The sequence below is a fragment of the Thalassotalea sp. SU-HH00458 genome, assembly GCF_040362795.1.
Classification (GTDB): domain Bacteria; phylum Pseudomonadota; class Gammaproteobacteria; order Enterobacterales; family Alteromonadaceae; genus Thalassotalea_H; species Thalassotalea_H castellviae.
In genome coordinates this window covers 1-15,751 of sequence record NZ_BAABWW010000017.1, presented here as the reverse complement: position 1 = coordinate 15,751, position 15,751 = coordinate 1, and the positions used below count along the sequence as shown (strand labels likewise).

16 protein-coding genes and 1 tRNA gene are annotated in these 15,751 nt (G+C 35.9%); 9 read left to right on the top strand and 8 right to left on the bottom strand.

What is annotated here, in order from left to right:
• Positions 1–417: 417 nt before the first annotated feature.
• Genes rlmKL through ABXH06_RS17690 form a run of 4 tightly spaced genes read left to right on the top strand, consistent with a single transcriptional unit; the run spans position 418 to position 6,542 of the window.
• A complete protein-coding gene (gene rlmKL, locus ABXH06_RS17705) occupies positions 418–2,544 on the top strand; it encodes a bifunctional 23S rRNA (guanine(2069)-N(7))-methyltransferase RlmK/23S rRNA (guanine(2445)-N(2))-methyltransferase RlmL (protein WP_311575313.1) in 2,127 nt (708 codons plus the stop codon).
• Positions 2,545–2,549: 5 nt separating this feature from the next.
• Entirely contained in the window at positions 2,550–2,801 is a 252-nt protein-coding gene (locus ABXH06_RS17700; protein ID WP_311575316.1) for a glutaredoxin family protein, read from the top strand.
• Positions 2,802–2,851: 50 nt separating this feature from the next.
• The gene (gene uup, locus ABXH06_RS17695) at positions 2,852–4,768 is read left to right on the top strand and encodes an ATP-binding cassette ATPase Uup (RefSeq protein WP_311575318.1); all 1,917 of its coding nucleotides are present in this window, start codon (positions 2,852–2,854) and stop codon (positions 4,766–4,768) included.
• A gap of 25 nt (positions 4,769–4,793) precedes the next feature.
• Positions 4,794–6,542, top strand: coding sequence for a DUF3466 family protein (locus ABXH06_RS17690; protein WP_353519082.1), 1,749 nt, complete (start codon positions 4,794–4,796; stop codon positions 6,540–6,542).
• 207 nt (positions 6,543–6,749) lie between these two features.
• Here ABXH06_RS17690 and gap read toward each other — a convergent pair whose 3' ends face one another.
• Entirely contained in the window at positions 6,750–7,745 is a 996-nt protein-coding gene (gene gap, locus ABXH06_RS17685; protein WP_311575322.1) for a type I glyceraldehyde-3-phosphate dehydrogenase, read from the bottom strand.
• A 240-nt stretch (positions 7,746–7,985) separates the two neighbouring features.
• Between gap and gnd the strand changes: the two genes are divergently transcribed.
• Together gnd and msrB are read left to right on the top strand one after the other, a co-directional pair.
• On the top strand, positions 7,986–9,509 hold the full coding sequence (gene gnd / locus ABXH06_RS17680; protein ID WP_311575324.1) for an NADP-dependent phosphogluconate dehydrogenase: 1,524 nt from the start codon (positions 7,986–7,988) through the stop codon (positions 9,507–9,509).
• A gap of 1 nt (position 9,510) precedes the next feature.
• A complete protein-coding gene (gene msrB / locus ABXH06_RS17675; RefSeq protein WP_311575327.1) occupies positions 9,511–9,891 on the top strand; it encodes a peptide-methionine (R)-S-oxide reductase MsrB in 381 nt (126 codons plus the stop codon).
• Positions 9,892–9,910: 19 nt separating this feature from the next.
• On the opposite strand, the gene ABXH06_RS17670 is transcribed toward msrB, so the two are convergent.
• A complete protein-coding gene (locus ABXH06_RS17670) occupies positions 9,911–10,714 on the bottom strand; it encodes a DUF2989 domain-containing protein (protein ID WP_311575330.1) in 804 nt (267 codons plus the stop codon).
• Between the two features lie 153 nt (positions 10,715–10,867).
• On the opposite strand from ABXH06_RS17670, the gene ABXH06_RS17665 reads away from it, so the two are divergent.
• Positions 10,868–12,316 carry a glyceraldehyde-3-phosphate dehydrogenase gene (locus ABXH06_RS17665; protein ID WP_311575332.1) on the top strand — a complete coding sequence of 483 codons (1,449 nt, stop codon included), beginning with the start codon at positions 10,868–10,870 and terminating at the stop codon, positions 12,314–12,316.
• Positions 12,317–12,458: 142 nt separating this feature from the next.
• Complete coding sequence (locus ABXH06_RS17660; RefSeq protein WP_311575334.1) at positions 12,459–12,659, top strand: cytoplasmic protein; 201 nt, start codon at positions 12,459–12,461, stop codon at positions 12,657–12,659.
• Positions 12,660–12,670: 11 nt separating this feature from the next.
• Here the strand turns inward: ABXH06_RS17660 and ABXH06_RS17655 are convergent, their stop codons facing one another.
• The 6 genes from ABXH06_RS17655 to ABXH06_RS17630 form a co-directional block, all read right to left on the bottom strand.
• Positions 12,671–13,003, bottom strand: coding sequence for a TusE/DsrC/DsvC family sulfur relay protein (locus ABXH06_RS17655; protein WP_311575336.1), 333 nt, complete (start codon positions 13,001–13,003; stop codon positions 12,671–12,673).
• Positions 13,003–13,296: a sulfurtransferase complex subunit TusB gene (gene tusB / locus ABXH06_RS17650; RefSeq protein ID WP_311575337.1), complete on the bottom strand. Its 294-nt coding sequence runs from the start codon at positions 13,294–13,296 to the stop codon at positions 13,003–13,005. The genes ABXH06_RS17655 and tusB overlap by 1 nt, the downstream gene beginning before the upstream one ends.
• 2 nt (positions 13,297–13,298) lie before the next feature.
• Positions 13,299–13,670 carry a sulfurtransferase complex subunit TusC gene (gene tusC / locus ABXH06_RS17645; RefSeq protein ID WP_353519081.1) on the bottom strand — a complete coding sequence of 124 codons (372 nt, stop codon included), beginning with the start codon at positions 13,668–13,670 and terminating at the stop codon, positions 13,299–13,301.
• Positions 13,670–14,044, bottom strand: coding sequence for a sulfurtransferase complex subunit TusD (gene tusD / locus ABXH06_RS17640; protein ID WP_353519080.1), 375 nt, complete (start codon positions 14,042–14,044; stop codon positions 13,670–13,672). Before tusD ends, tusC begins: the two co-directional genes overlap by 1 nt.
• A 78-nt stretch (positions 14,045–14,122) precedes the next feature.
• Positions 14,123–14,791 carry a Bax inhibitor-1/YccA family protein gene (locus tag ABXH06_RS17635; protein ID WP_311575344.1) on the bottom strand — a complete coding sequence of 223 codons (669 nt, stop codon included), beginning with the start codon at positions 14,789–14,791 and terminating at the stop codon, positions 14,123–14,125.
• Between the two features lie 122 nt (positions 14,792–14,913).
• Positions 14,914–15,516 carry a DNA-3-methyladenine glycosylase I gene (locus tag ABXH06_RS17630; protein ID WP_353519079.1) on the bottom strand — a complete coding sequence of 201 codons (603 nt, stop codon included), beginning with the start codon at positions 15,514–15,516 and terminating at the stop codon, positions 14,914–14,916.
• A 140-nt stretch (positions 15,517–15,656) separates the two neighbouring features.
• On the opposite strand from ABXH06_RS17630, the gene ABXH06_RS17625 reads away from it, so the two are divergent.
• Positions 15,657–15,747: transfer RNA gene (locus ABXH06_RS17625), tRNA-Ser, on the top strand.
• Positions 15,748–15,751 lie beyond the last annotated feature (4 nt).

Below are 15,751 nucleotides of genomic sequence, written 5' to 3'. Positions count from 1 at the left end.
GACCTTCGGCTATTCCTTTAAAAAACAGCCCGACGAGGTTGAACTTTTAGGCTGCTCCATCCCGCGTCCGAATGGTTTAAGTTTAACTTAAACAAGCCAATAACATTTTTATTCCGTTATTAAAGAAAGGTTTCACTGCTGTGAAAACGAGGCGTATCTTAAGGATAGTTACCGAATAATGCAAGGCGTTTTAGCAAGTTTTTTGTTTTTTATGCTAATAAAATGCTAATTGTTTTTTTTATCAACAAAGAGAAGGATATATGAACAATTTAATGGTCATTTTTAAAGCACAGAGAAATATCAGAAATTATTTCGTGATTTAAACTGTTTTATAATTATTGCTCTATCAGTAACGCCTGTCTTTGTTTATAATCGCGGGCATTACAAATTCAGTCTCCATAGGTCTTGAAAATCTACATGCAACAGTTTTTAGCATTAACATCTCCTGGTATAGAAATTCTTTTAGCGCAAGAGTTAAAAGATTTACATGCAGAACAAGTAATACAAAAGCCAGAAGGGGTATATTTTACTTCAACAATTGAAAATGCTTATCACATTTGTCTGTTCTCACGCTTAGCGACTCGCATTTTACTCAAGTTAGGTGAAGGAGATGCCGAAAATAAAGACGCGCTTTATGCAACGGCTAGAAGTATTAACTGGTCTGAACAATTTTCATCGGATTGTAGCTTTGCTATCGACTTTGTCGGTGTATCTGAAAATATAAGAAACAGTCAATTTGGTGCATTAACTATTAAAGACGCGTTAGTTGATGATTTTAGAGATCAAGGTTTTGATAGGCCTACAGTCGATAAACATGCACCTGACATTAGTTTTCAAGCGAGACTGTTAAAAGAAAAAGTAGCTATATACCTCGATTTTTCTGGTCGTAGTTTATTTAAGCGTGGTTATCGACAGAATACCGGTGCTGCGCCGTTAAAAGAACATTTAGCTGCAGCCATTATTATCCGTTCTGGTTGGCTCGATGATCCGTCAAAACCCTTAGTCGACCCTATGTGTGGCTCTGGTACTATCTTAATAGAAGCGGTTTCTATGGCGGCTAATTATGCTCCTGGTATCGATAGAGAAAAATGGGGATTTTCAAGTTGGCAAGGTCACGATGAAGAAAAATGGTGCGAACAATTATCTTATGCCAAACAAACATCACAGTTTGGTTTAGAAAAACTTAAAACTAAAGTGTTTGGCGTTGATATTGACAGTCGTGTATTAAAAACGGCTCAACAAAATGCAAGAAACGCTGGTTTACAACAATTTATTGAATTTTCTTGTAAAGATATCAACAAACTAAACAACGCGTTTGGTCCTAAAGGTACTTTTTTGTTTAACCCTCCTTACGGTGAACGTATTGGTGAATTACCAGAGTTGGTTGAAAATTTTGTTTTATTAGGGCAAAAATTAAAAAATCAATTCATTCATTGGCGTATCGCAATATTAACAGCGAATACAGAATTACTAACGTTAATGAAGCTAGCTAGTTTCAAACGCTACAAATTTAAAAATGGCCCATTAGATTGTCAATTCGCCCTCTATAATATTGATGAGAAGCAAGCAGCTGGAAACAGTCATCATTTAGAGTTTGAACAAAAAGAGTCGGCCTTTGCTAACCGGTTAGCAAAAAATAAAAAGAACTTAAAAAATTGGCTTAAAAAAGAACAAATAGAGTGTTATCGGATTTATGATGCCGATATTCCAGAATACAATGTTGCTGTTGATGTTTATGGCGATTATTTAGTTATTCAAGAATATGCTGCACCGAAAACCATAGATGAAGCTAAAGTCATGAAAAGGTTGCAAGAAGTTATTTATTTTGCCCCGAAAGTGCTTAATGTTGCCACTGATAAAGTCGTATTAAAAACCCGCGCGAAACAAAAGGGTAGTAATCAATATCAAAAAGTCGCTGAGAGTAAGCAATCGATTGTGTTATCAGAATATGGCGCCAAACTAAAAATTAATGTCTGGGATTACCTCGATACAGGGTTATTTCTTGACCATCGTAAAACTCGGCAAATGGTCGCGAAAAAAGCAAAAGGGAAATCATTATTAAATCTTTTTGCATACACGGGTTCTGTTTCATTACAAGCAGCTCTTCATGGTGCTGAATCTGTGACGACTGTAGATATGTCTAATACCTACTTAAATTGGGCTCAAGACAACTTCACCTTAAATAACTTATCTGGTCATAAATATCAATTCATCCAAGCCGATTGTTTAAAGTGGCTAAAAGACAACACACAAACATTTGATATCATTTTCATTGATCCGCCAACGTTTTCAAATTCTAAAAGAATGGAAGATAGTTTTGATGTGCAACGTGATCATATCAAGGTGATTTCAGATGCTTTAAAGTCATTATCCCAAGGTGGTGAAATTATTTTTACTAATAATAAGCGCAATTTCAAAATGGATAATGACGCCATTTCGGATCTTGGGTTAACCGCCCAAAATATTAGTGATGTAACGCGCGATAAAGATTTTGAACGTAATAAACATATTCATAATAGCTGGCTGATCAGTCGAAAGAGTTAAGATTGATGACAATAAAATATCATTTATACAGTAGTGTCGGCTGTCATTTGTGCGAACAGGCTATCGAGATTTTTTCGAAAACTTCACAGCACAAATACCTAAAAGTTATAGATATTGTAGATAATCCATTAAATCAGGATAATTTAGTTGATCTTTACGGTATGCATATACCTGTTTTAGAACGATTATCAGACAATCATCAATTATTTTGGCCATTTGATATCAAAGAAATTACCGCGTTTATACAAGAGAATTAACCGTTAATCACGCGCGTATATACATTTAAATAAAAGAGTTAAAAATTAGCATGGAATTGATTCGTATTAGCCAAGGTGAATTAGCCTTTGGTGAAGATAGTATTTTAGATAAAGCAGAATTAACCATTAAAACGGGTGAAAGAGTTTGTTTAGTCGGCAAAAATGGTGCGGGTAAATCGTCATTAATGAAAGTTTTGATGGGTAAACAGACTTTAGATGATGGCACTATGCTAATTTCTAATAATGTAAAATTAGCCATGCTTGAACAAGATCCACCGGAATCTTGTTCGATGACTGTTTTTGATTATGTTGCGCAAGGCGTTGAAGAAAATGCCGAGTTAATCAAACAATACCATGCAATAATTCATTTAATTGATGAAGACCCCTCAGAGGATAACCTTAATAAGCTGGCCAATGTTCAACAACAACTTGATCAAGCAAATGCTTGGCAAGATGAACAACGTATTGAAAAAGTACTGACCACTTTAGCGCTTGATGCTGACAAAATGGTTAGCGACTTATCCGGTGGGTGGTTACGTAAACTTGCTTTAGCTAAGGCACTTGTCAGTGAACCCGATGTATTATTACTCGATGAACCTACTAACCATCTTGATATTAGCAGCGTACTTTGGTTAGAGCAGTTTTTAAAAGACTTTAAAGGGACAATTATTTTTATTAGCCATGATAGGGCGTTTATTCGTGGTTTATCGACTAGGATATTAGATTTAGATCGAGGTCAACTTGTGAGTTATCCTGGAAATTATGATTTATATATTGAACAAAAAGCGCATGACTTAGAAGTGCAAGCTACCCAAAATGCACTTTTTGATAAACGCTTAGCGGAAGAAGAAGTATGGATCAGACAAGGTATTAAAGCCCGTAGAACTCGTAATGAAGGCCGTGTTAGAGCCTTAGAAAAATTACGTGTTGAACGACAACAACGTCGTGATGTGAAAAAACAAGGAGATATTAAAATTTCCGCGGGTGAACGTTCCGGTAAACTAGTGTTTGAATCAGAACAGTTAACAATGGCGTTTGATGAAAAAGTTATTTTTAAAGGCTTAGATTTATTGATCACGCGCGGAGATCGCTTAGCACTCATTGGTGCTAACGGAACAGGTAAGTCGACCTTAATTAAATTACTCATGGAGCAATTAAAACCTACGTCTGGCAAAATGCGTATTGGGGTGAACCTTGATATCGCATATTTTGATCAACATCGCGATGCTTTAGATCTAAATATGACCGTACAAGATACCGTTGCTGAAGGAAAACAAGAAGTTACCGTTAACGGGAAAACCCGTCATGTTCTAGGTTATCTGCAAGATTTCTTATTCAGTCCGAAAAGAGCACGAACACCAGTAAGAGCACTTTCAGGTGGAGAGAAAAATCGTTTATTACTCGCCCGGTTATTTTTAAAACCAAGTAATTTACTAATTCTCGATGAACCTACCAACGATTTAGATATAGAAACTTTAGAGTTATTGGAAGAAGTCGTTGCAAATTATGCTGGAACAGTTATTTTAGTCAGCCATGATCGTGATTTTGTCAATAATTGTGTAAATACTTGCCTATATTTTGATGGCAGTGGTCATATTACCCAAATAGTTGGTGGCTATGATGATGTTGATTCATATTTAGCATTAAAAGATGAACAACGAAAAAAAATGTCTGAAGGTGTTGAAAAATCGGTGGACAACAACACCAATAAAGTTGCAAGTGCACCTAAACCGAAAATAGTAACGAAAAAGAAACTTTCTTTTAAAGAAACAAGAGAGCTTGAAGCGTTACCTGAACAAATTGATGAATTTGAACAATTAATCTCATCATTACAAGAACAAGTTAATTCAGCTGATTTTTTTAACCAAGACAGTGAAATAACTAAAAAAATATTGAACCAGCTTGAAGAAACTGAGTCGAAGCTTGAAGTTGCTTTCGCAAGGTGGCAAGAGTTAGATGAATTATAGCAAGAAGTGAGAGTACAGTAGTTAAATGAATAAATTTTTAAAATCAGTATTAACCCTTGGTATAAGTAGTGCTTTAGCTGCTTCTTCAGTCAATGCAGCTACTTATCAGATTATTGATAAAGGTGCCGCTGAAAAACTTAAATACACTTATTCTCAGCAAGAGAATAACGTCGGGGAAATGGCGATATCGGGTACCGATGTCTATAACTTCCCAGTTTTATTTCAATATTTAGACAGTGACGATTTTGATGAAATCGTTTATTTGGCGTTTTCTCAACATGAAAATATTCATGAACTAGAAAATATTGAAGACGAAGATGCATTAAGAGCAGGAACGCCCACAGCGAATGATTTATCTTGGGTAATTCAATTTCTAAAAGGTAAAAACGCTGATTCTTATTATCAGAAATATGGCGATATCATAGCCATGACAAATTTCGGCGGTGAGTCCGTTGAATTTACCGTTTTTGACCAATATTTTGAAGGAACAGAAACCTATACACGTTCAACTGTTGATTATATAAATGGTGTGACTGATCAAGGCTGGATTTATGGCAATGGTTCCGCACCATTTTTACCCGTAGATTTCACTGAAAGTGATGATGATGAAGTAACCTTTTGGATCAGTGAATTTACCACCCGTGGTTTTTTATCAACTGATCAAGGTCAAACCATAATTCCCATTATGCCACCAGAGAATCGGTATGGCGGTGAGTCAGCGGTGTTACATATAAACAATAATGGTGTTGCTGTTGGTTATGCCAGTACAGTGATTAATGAAGCAGCGTTAGAATTTATTGAAGACGAAGACGGTGGTTGTGCAGATCCTGAAAGATTAGAAGATCTGCTTTTTGAAGCATGTGTTCAAACAATCTCATCAACTATGTATAACACAGAAGCGTTTAAATGGAATGTTGACGCAACAGGTGAAATATCTAGTGAAGCTTTAGGTTACTTGGTAACACCTCATGTTGACGATCAAAGACAATTTACCAGTGTTGCACAAGCAATCAATAATCATGGTGTTGCTGTGGGTTATTCAACTGGTTGGATTGACGAAAATGAAACGGATCCAAGTGCTACTGAGCCTACAAGTACTTATGCGGTGATATTTAAAAATGGTACGGTAACGGATTTTACCGAAGATCATGGAAAATATTTCGAATCTCGTGCTTATGACATTAACGATGCAGGGATAGCAGTAGGGCATGCCACCACAATTAGTAACGGCTCTTATCGAACAAAATTTTATTATGTAGATACTAATGCTGAAAACCCCGAAATGATCTTACCCCAAGGTTACTTTACCGGTTCAGCAAGTACAGCTAGAGCCATCAACGAACATGGTTTTGTTGTCGGTGAAGGTGAAGTTGAAACCCATAACGACAGCTCAACAAACCCTCGTCGTACCAATGGGTTCTTATATGATATTAATACAGATACATTCACTAATTTAAATGATTTTTTACCATGCTTGAGTGAATACACCATTATAGAAGCACGTGATATTAACGAAAATAATGAAATATCAGCCACGGCAATCGTAAAAGTTCACAGAAGAGATTCAAAGGGCGAGTTAATGTATGACTCATCAGGTGATGCATTAATGGAAGATGTCGTGCGTGCGGTAAAAATGGCACCAATAGCAGGTGAAATTGAAGATTGTTCTGAAGTAGAAGATAAAATAGAAAGACAAGGTGCTGGCTTAGGTACTTTAACTTTAGGTTTATTATTGTTAACTGGGTTTGCCAGACGTTTTACACTTAAAAAGTAGCGTAAAGAATAATACTTGAAATACTAAAATAAAATGCACCTGATGGTGCATTTTTATCTCTAAAGAAAAAGGAAAATACTCGCGTTAACTTATATAGTTTCTGTGCTATTCCCTTTACTCAGGTTAGAAAACTAATATAGTCGAGCAAAAGAAACGCCAATAAAATTGACGTTTTTGTATGTAATTGTAGGCAGTCTTAGTTGAAGATTATTTTGATATATAAGCGACTAAATCTAAAACTTTGTTTGAGTAACCAATTTCATTGTCATACCAAGAAACAATCTTTACAAATTTATCGGTTAGCGCAATACCAGCCCCAGCATCAAATACTGAAGTACAAGTTTCCCCGATAAAGTCATTGGATACTACGTTATCTTCAGTATAACCTAAAACGCCTTCTAACTCACCGTATGATGCAGCTTTCATTGCATCACAAATTTCTTGGTAACTTGCAGGTTTGTCTAAGTTAACCGTTAAATCTACAACAGAAACATTCGGTGTTGGAACGCGAAATGCCATCCCAGTTAATTTACCGTTTAATTCTGGTATAACTTTACCCACGGCTTTTGCTGCACCTGTAGAAGATGGGATAATGTTTTGACCAGCGCCACGGCCACCACGCCAATCTTTCACAGATGGACCATCAACAGTTTTTTGTGTCGCGGTAGTAGCATGAACGGTTGTCATTAAACCGTCAGTGATGCCCCAATTGTCATTTAATACTTTAGCAATCGGCGCTAAACAGTTGGTAGTACACGATGCATTTGAAACAATTTCTTGTCCGTTATATTTATCTTGGTTTACGCCCATAACAAACATTGGCGTATCATCTTTAGATGGTGCAGATAAAACTACTTTCTTTGCACCAGCTTCAATATGTTTACGGGCAGTTTCGTCTGTTAAAAATAATCCCGTTGACTCAACAACCACATCTACGTCAATTTCGTTCCACTTAAGATCCGCTGGATTTCTTTCTGCGGTTACTCGTACGGTATTACCATTTACAACCAATTGACCGTCTACTACTTCAACAGTCCCTTTAAAACGACCATGTGTTGAATCGTATTTAAGCATATAAGCCATGTAATCAACATCAATCAGATCATTAATACCAACAATTTCTATGTCATTTCTTTCTGCTGCTGCTCTAAATACAAATCTGCCGATACGGCCAAAGCCGTTGATACCTACTTTAATAGTCATAATGGATCCTTAATTACAATAATGTAGTAAAATTACATTATTTACAGAAAAACTCAAGAAATAATTGCTTAATCGCAAAATAAAACTCGTATTAATTAATAATATTACAGTAATATATAAAAATATTACATGTTTTAGTGTTTTGGACATTTAAATTGAGCAATTTAATGTGAACTCGATTAATAGCATGATAAAATATTCACAATTTGACTGATTTAAAATTTACTCTCTGGATAACTCATGAATCAACAACCACAACAGTGTGACATCGGCTTTATCGGCCTTGGCGTTATGGGCAAAAACTTGGTATTAAATTTAGCGGACAATGGCTTTACCATTGCTGCATTCGATTTAGATAATGACAAAGTCTCTGACGCAATAAAACAAGATAAATTCGAAAATAACTCTGATATTGAAAGAGTTATCGGTTGTTCATCTTATACTGAATTATTGTCTAAATTAAAATCTCCTCATTTAATTGTGTTATCAGTCCCTGCAGGAGAGCCAGTTGATCAAGTGTCAGAAAGTTTAATTGGCGCGGGTATTCAACCTGATGATATCGTCATTGATACCGGTAATAGTTTATGGGTAGATACGGTCGCTAGGGAAGAAAAGTATAAAAATAACTTTATTTTATTTTCTTCTGCTGTTTCAGGTGGTGAAGAAGGGGCAAGGTTTGGACCATCGTTAATGCCGAGTGGCGCACCCTATGCTTGGACAAGGATTCAACCTATTTGGGAAGCGATAGCGGCGAAAGTAGATCCGAAAACAGGTAAACCTTTAGAGCGAACCAAGCCCGGCCAAATAATTGAACACGGTGAACCTTGTACTACCTATATAGGTCCAGCTGGTGCAGGACATTATGTAAAAATGGTTCATAACGGCATTGAATACGCCGATATGCAAATTATCTGTGAAGCTTACCATGTACTACGTGCAGGGTTATCACTATCAACGGATGAAATTGCTGATATCTTCGAACAATGGAATCAAGGCCCATTAGATAGTTATTTAATGGAAATATCTGTTGAAGTGCTACGGCATAAAGATAATGAAGGTAAACCTTTAGTTGATTTGATATTAGATAAAGCGGGTCAAAAAGGTACCGGTCTTTGGACAGCAGTGAGTAGTCTAGAGGTTGGGGCACCGGCGCCAACAATTACACAAGCGGTTTATGCTCGTTCTATTTCATCTTTCAAAGAATTAAGGATTGCAGCAGAGCCTTTATTATCAGGACCTGAACAAATAACTTTCAGTGCTGAAGAGAAACATGCATTCATTGAAAATTTACATGATGCACTTTATTGCTCTAAGATTTGCGCGTATGCACAAGGTTTTCAGTTAATGAAATTGGCGGAAAAAGAACATGGCTGGCAATTAAATTTTGCTAATATTGCAAAAATCTGGCGTGCTGGTTGTATCATCAGAGCGGCTTTTTTACAATCTATCACCGACGCTTTTCAACGAAATGAAGATCTTGAAAGCCTTATCCTCGATGAGTTTTTCGCTCAACAATTAAGTAAAAATCAAATGTCTTGGCGTAAAGCTATTGCAAAAATTACTTTAATGGGGATCCCCGCAGGCGCATTGTCTTCTTCTTTATCTTATTATGATTCAATGCGAACTGCAGTGTTACCTGCTAATTTATTACAAGGGCAAAGAGATTACTTTGGTGCCCATACATTTGAGCGAGTTGATAAATCAAAAGGTAAAAAATATCATGTACAATGGGGAACGCCTGATAAAAACATGATTGAGATCTAAAATGAGCAACCAAGATGATATTTATAAAGATAAATTAAGTGACGACGCTTATCGCGTTTGTCGCTTAGCTGCTACCGAACAGCCTTTTACCGGTAAATATAATGATCATTGGCTATTGGGTGTTTACCACTGCGCGTGCTGTGAACAACCTTTATTTGAATCAAGCACAAAATTTAATGCCGGCTGTGGTTGGCCTAGCTTTTTTCAGAGTTTAGATGATCGGGTAAAGTATTTACCCGATGACTCCCATGGTATGCAACGTACTGAAATACAGTGTGCTGCATGCGATTCGCATTTAGGTCATGTATTTGATGATGGGCCAAAACCAACGGGTAAACGATATTGTGTTAATTCATTGAGTTTACACTTTCAAGCGAAATAATCTCACTCAAACAACCTCTTTAAAATTTTGGTGCGGTAAACGTTTCACTTAATATTTTATCGAGTGTTGTTTCTGCTACTTTATCTAAAAATTCCACTTTTAAATGGTGAAGTGCGACATAATTATCTAATGTCGTTTGTGAAAGACTGCTGTCATCAGGCATATATAATTGCAATACCCTTAACCAAATATATGATTGTTTTGGTTGCTTTTTATCGGCAAAGATTGATGATAATGATTTAAAAATTTCTGGGTTAATATCATTGCCATCTTTATATAACTCTAACGCATGAAAGAGTAGCTGTAATGTTTTATTTTGATCTCTTTTTATATAATAAGTAGCCAACTCATATTGCGACTCAGGTGTTTCTAATTCGCCTGTACCTTCTAGGGCTAAAAACTTTTCTAAGGCTTGTTCGTTTAAATAACGAGTCCAATGAAAATACAGTAAGCGTGGGTGTTCAGAGCCGCGCGTTTGCTCAGCTATTTCTTCAATCCTTTGGCGAGCTTTCATCATGTTTTCTATTCTACGGGTTTTCTTTTCTTTTAATTTAATATGCTCAATTTTTGAAGCGTGACTGACACATTTATTATAGTTTTCATAAGCAATCAATTGATTAAACTTTTGTAAGTCACCGGCAGTTTTTTTATGTGCTATATTTGCAGCACCAACGGCTATTCTCTCTCTTTTACACCAAGAATCTTCATGAAATTCTCCACAGATCTCCGGGTTTTCTTCACATAATTGTGAAAAACTCGGCCCTGAATCACATCCCGTCATAAGTAATAATGACAAGAGGAGAGTAAATAATAACGTTTGCATATGTGTGCCTAATATTATTGATAAATTTTATGTAACCTATGGCGAAATGTTTTATGTTCCATTACAATACGCACCGCATTTCACTATTGTGAATTCTAACTATAATTTATAATAGTACTTCGTTCAATTGACTGAAATAAAAAGGTTTACGCAATGACTTCTCATCTTGAGGAACAATATCAAACTAGTTGGCAAGAGCGCCAAACATTTGCTGAAAATATGCAGCCAATAATTGGCCAACTTTTTAGAAATAATGGTATCGAAATATCTGTTTATGGTCGTCCTTTAGTGAATGCTTCGGCAATCGATATAATTAAAGCACATAAATCTGTAGCACTTCATGAAGAAAGTAAACTTCGTTTACGCGAAAGTTTCCCGTTCGTTGAAGCATTAAGTAAAATGAATTTAGCTCCCGCTCGAATTGATGTCGGAAAATTAGCTTATCGTTATTTATTTAAAGGCGAAGCAAATGGTCTGTCAATTGAACAATTTTTAGAAAAAGAATTAGTAGACATTGCTAAAACCAACGATTTACTTGAATCGAAAGATATTGTTTTATACGGCTTTGGTCGCATTGGTCGTTTACTCGCGCGTTTATTGATTGAGCGTGCCGGTCCAAGCTCTACCTTAAACTTACGCGCTATTGTAATTCGTCCAGGTCAAGAAGGTGATCTTGCCAAACGTGCAAGTTTATTACGACGTGATTCTGTTCACGGTGCTTTTAACGGTAGTATCACAATTGATGAAGAAAACAATGTCATCAGAGCCAATGGTGCTTTTATCAAAGTAATTTATGCTAAATCTCCGGCTGAAATTGATTACACAGCACATGGTATTAATAACGCATTAGTTGTTGATAACACAGGTATTTGGACTGATGAAGAAGGTTTAGGCCAACACCTTAAATCAAAAGGTGTTGCAAAAGTTTTATTAACAGCTCCTGCCAAAGGTGATATAAAAAACATTGTTTATGGTGTAAACGAAGATATGATTTTAGCAGATGATAAAATCATTTCAGCTGCCAGTTGTACAACCAATGCAATTACGCCTGTTTTAAAAGCGATTAATGATAATTTTGGTATTAAAAACGGTCATGTAGAAACGGTTCACTCTTATACGAATGATCAAAACCTAATTGATAATTACCATAAAGCGCCTCGCCGTGGCAGAAGTGCTCCTTTAAATATGGTGATCAGTACAACAGGTGCTGCAAAAGCTGTGTCTAAAGCATTACCAGAGTTAAAAGGTTTACTAACCGGTAACGCGATACGCGTTCCAACGCCAAATGTATCAATGGCAATTATGAATTTAAACTTAAAAGAAGCGACCGACAAACAATCATTAAATGATTATTTACGTAATATTTCTTTAAATTCTAAATTACAAAACCAAGTAGATTATACTGCTTCAACAGAAATCGTATCAACGGATTTAGTTGGTTCTCGTTATGCAGGTGTGGTTGATTCACAAGCAACAATTGTTGATGGCGACCGTGCAGTATTGTATGTGTGGTATGACAATGAGTTTGGTTATAGTTGTCAGGTGGTAAGAGTGATGCTTGAAATGTCTGGCATTGCAGTACCAACACTGCCATTGAATTAATTGATTCATCAGTCATACTAAAAAAGGCACATAGAGTGCCTTTTTTTATTCATGTTTTTTATACATAGGCCGATAAAGTATATTAAGCTATAGCTTAAAGTTACTGATTTTTATTCAGGACAGCAATTTTTAAGGGTTTTATATGTCAATAACAATCGCATCATCAAGTAATACCAACACCAATATTGATACAGGCCATGCGTTACTTACTGCAAAAAAAGTTCAAGATCAACAAGAGCTTGAAGGTCAGTTAGCGATGAAACTTATTGAAGGGGCGAATGTAGAAGCGGCTAGTTTACCGACAACGGCAAGTAGTGGTCATCATATTAATGTCAAAGTCTAAGCAACTGTCTATTAAATGCAACGAGCGGGTTTAGGTAAACCCGCATATTTTGTTGCTTGTTTAGCCGGCCCTTCAGGAAACAATCGATAAAGGTATCGACTACTTGCTTTTTCCTCGCCAAATTCTGCTTTCATTGCTTTAGTTAACGCTCGTATTGCTGGAGAAGTTTTATAGTTAAGATAAAACTCTCTGACGAACGTGATCACTTCCCAATGTGCTTGTGTTAATTCAGTATTATCATTTTTGGCGAGTATTTCAGCCAACTCTCTGTGCCAATCAAGATAATTCACTAAATAGCCTTGAGCGTCAGTTTCTATTTCTTTCCCTTTAAATACTATATTCATTATTGCCAAGTTACCGAGTTATCATATTGAAATATTAGTTGATTAAGCTTTGCTAAATTAATACCGTTACTATGGTTTGCTAAGGTTATTCCACGCGCTATAGCGTGTTGTTCAACCACATAGATTTGCTGGCAACTAAGTTGTAATTCTTCAAAAATTTGATGATTAAGAGTGTAACAACCATCATCAATTAAAACGATTGAATCATCCGCTAATAAATTGTCGCGACAAAGCTCAATATCTGTATTTATAAAAGGTGAAAACCTAACTAAATGAAGTGTTTTTTTATTCATCTTTAAAACCTTAACAAGATATCACTGGCCGTTAGCTTAGTTGCAAAATCTTTTTTATCTAATACTTGAACATTATCAATATGGAAACATAAAGGTAATTTACGCTGAGTTAAGCTTTCTTTACAAACATAAATATTTTCTAAATCATAAAATTCAAACGCTGAAAATGTTTTCAGAAAATCTTTCACTTGAATCGATTCAGGCTGCTGATTGTTAACTAATTGCCATACACCATCACCTTGAAAAAAGAGATGAGTAACTTGTTCGTATGTGCCCATAATAAGGGCAATATCCAAGGAATCCTTGGCATTTGCTTGGCCAAAGGGTGATGACGTATTTAAAATCGAAATAGTTTTAGCCGTTGGTTCAGACATTATAATTGCACCACACGATCAGCTTTAAGCGATAATTCTACAAGTTCACCTAACCCAGCAATAGTAAAGCCACTAATTATCAAACTAGTACACATTGGCTCTTCAGCTTTTATCAAACCATGTTTTTCTGCTGCCGTACTACAAAGATAGAAGGGCACATCATGATCTTTATTTAATTGTTGCCACTTATTATGTAAAGGAAATTCGTCATTGGGTATTGATAAATACTGACTTGCATTTAAAACACCGGATTGATAAAAAAAGACACCTAATAGCTCAACACTCTGACTTAGCGCTGTTTCAATAAACTGATAAGCCGTTTGAGTTAAAGGACTCGTGGGTGGGGTGGTAACAATAACCGCCAAGTTTTTCATCGAATATATCCAAACAAAATTTAAAAAAAAACCTCGATAATTCGAGGCTTTTTATTATATCTGATTTTTTAGCAGAGATTAATCATCACCGCCAAATACACCTAACAAATGAAGAAGGTGAACAAAGATGTTATAAATGTTTAAGTATAACGAAACAGTCGCTCTAATGTAGTTTGTTTCACCACCATGAATGATACGACTTGTATCAAATAAAATTAAACCAGACATTATCATAATGATGGCAGCGCTTATCGCAAGAGATAGTGCTGGAATTGCAAAAAAGATATTAGCAATAGAAGCAATAATCGCCACGATTAAGCCAACCATTAAAAAACCACCCATAAATGAGAAGTCTTTTTTACTTGTTAATGCATAACCAGATAAAGCAAAAAATATTAATGCTGTTCCACCCAGTGCTTGCATAATTAAAGAAGGACCGCTTGGCATTGCCGCATAATAATTTAACATTGGCCCAAGTGAAGCCCCCATTAAACCTGTGAATGCGAATATCCAAAATATGCCACTCGCTTTATCTGCTTGCTTATGAACCACAAATAATAAAACAAAAGCGACAAGGGTCATAATTAACCCAGCCATATGAGACAAGCCCATAGACATTGAAATACCTGCGGTTACGGCACTAAATGCTAATGTCATTGATAACAACATGTAGGTATTCTTTAACACTTTATTGATTTCAATTGCTGAGCTCTTGCTCGCGGTTTGAAAACTCATATTAGATTGCATAAACATTCCTCTAAGAACTTTAAGTTATATTTGTAAGATAAGGCTTTTATTGAGAAGTTCAAGTGCAAAGCAACTTTTCATTTATCACCTTTGACATATTATGACACGTGATTTACAAAATACTATGCTTTTTGTTGATCAAATTCAGATATTATTTGTGATCTTTTGTAACAAGACAAACTATGGTCATTTATCATACCGCATGCTTGCATATGCGCGTAGCAAATCGTTGAACCAATAAATTTAAAACCTCGTTTTTTCAAATCTTTACAAAAGGCATCAGACTCAGGGCTTGTTGCTGGATAATCTTCTGCATTTTTTATTTCATTCACAATGGTTTTATGATCAACAAATCCCCACATGTAATGACTAAAGCTACCAAACTCTTGTTGTATTTCAATAAAACGTTGCGCATTGTTGATAGCAGCTTTAATTTTTAATCGGTTTCTAATGATCTCTTTATTTTGCACTAACGCTTCAAATTTTTCTTCATCGAATTGAGCAACTTCATCCACATCAAAATTTGCAAAAGCTTTTCGATAACCATCCCGTCTTTTTAATATGGTATACCAACTTAAGCCGGCTTGTGCTGATTCTAATGTTAAATATTCAAATAACTTTTGATCATCATAAACAGGCACTCCCCATTCTTCATCGTGATACTTCACATAATCTGCTTTTGATGTATCTAACCAAGGACATCTACAAGGCTCATTATTAGTCATTTTCTTCCCTATATGGTTGAATGACAGGCAAAGTGATTAATTTTTTAGCAATCAAACATTTTTAGCAAATTAATACTTTACAAGCGATTAACGACACTTTAATATTCGCCTCGTCTTAAGGCAAGCGCCAAAAGATATCTGGTGAGATGGCTGAGTGGTCGAAAGCACCGGTCTTGAAAACCGGCAAGGGTTTGTAGCCCTTCTAGAGTTCAAATCTCTATCTCACCGCCATATT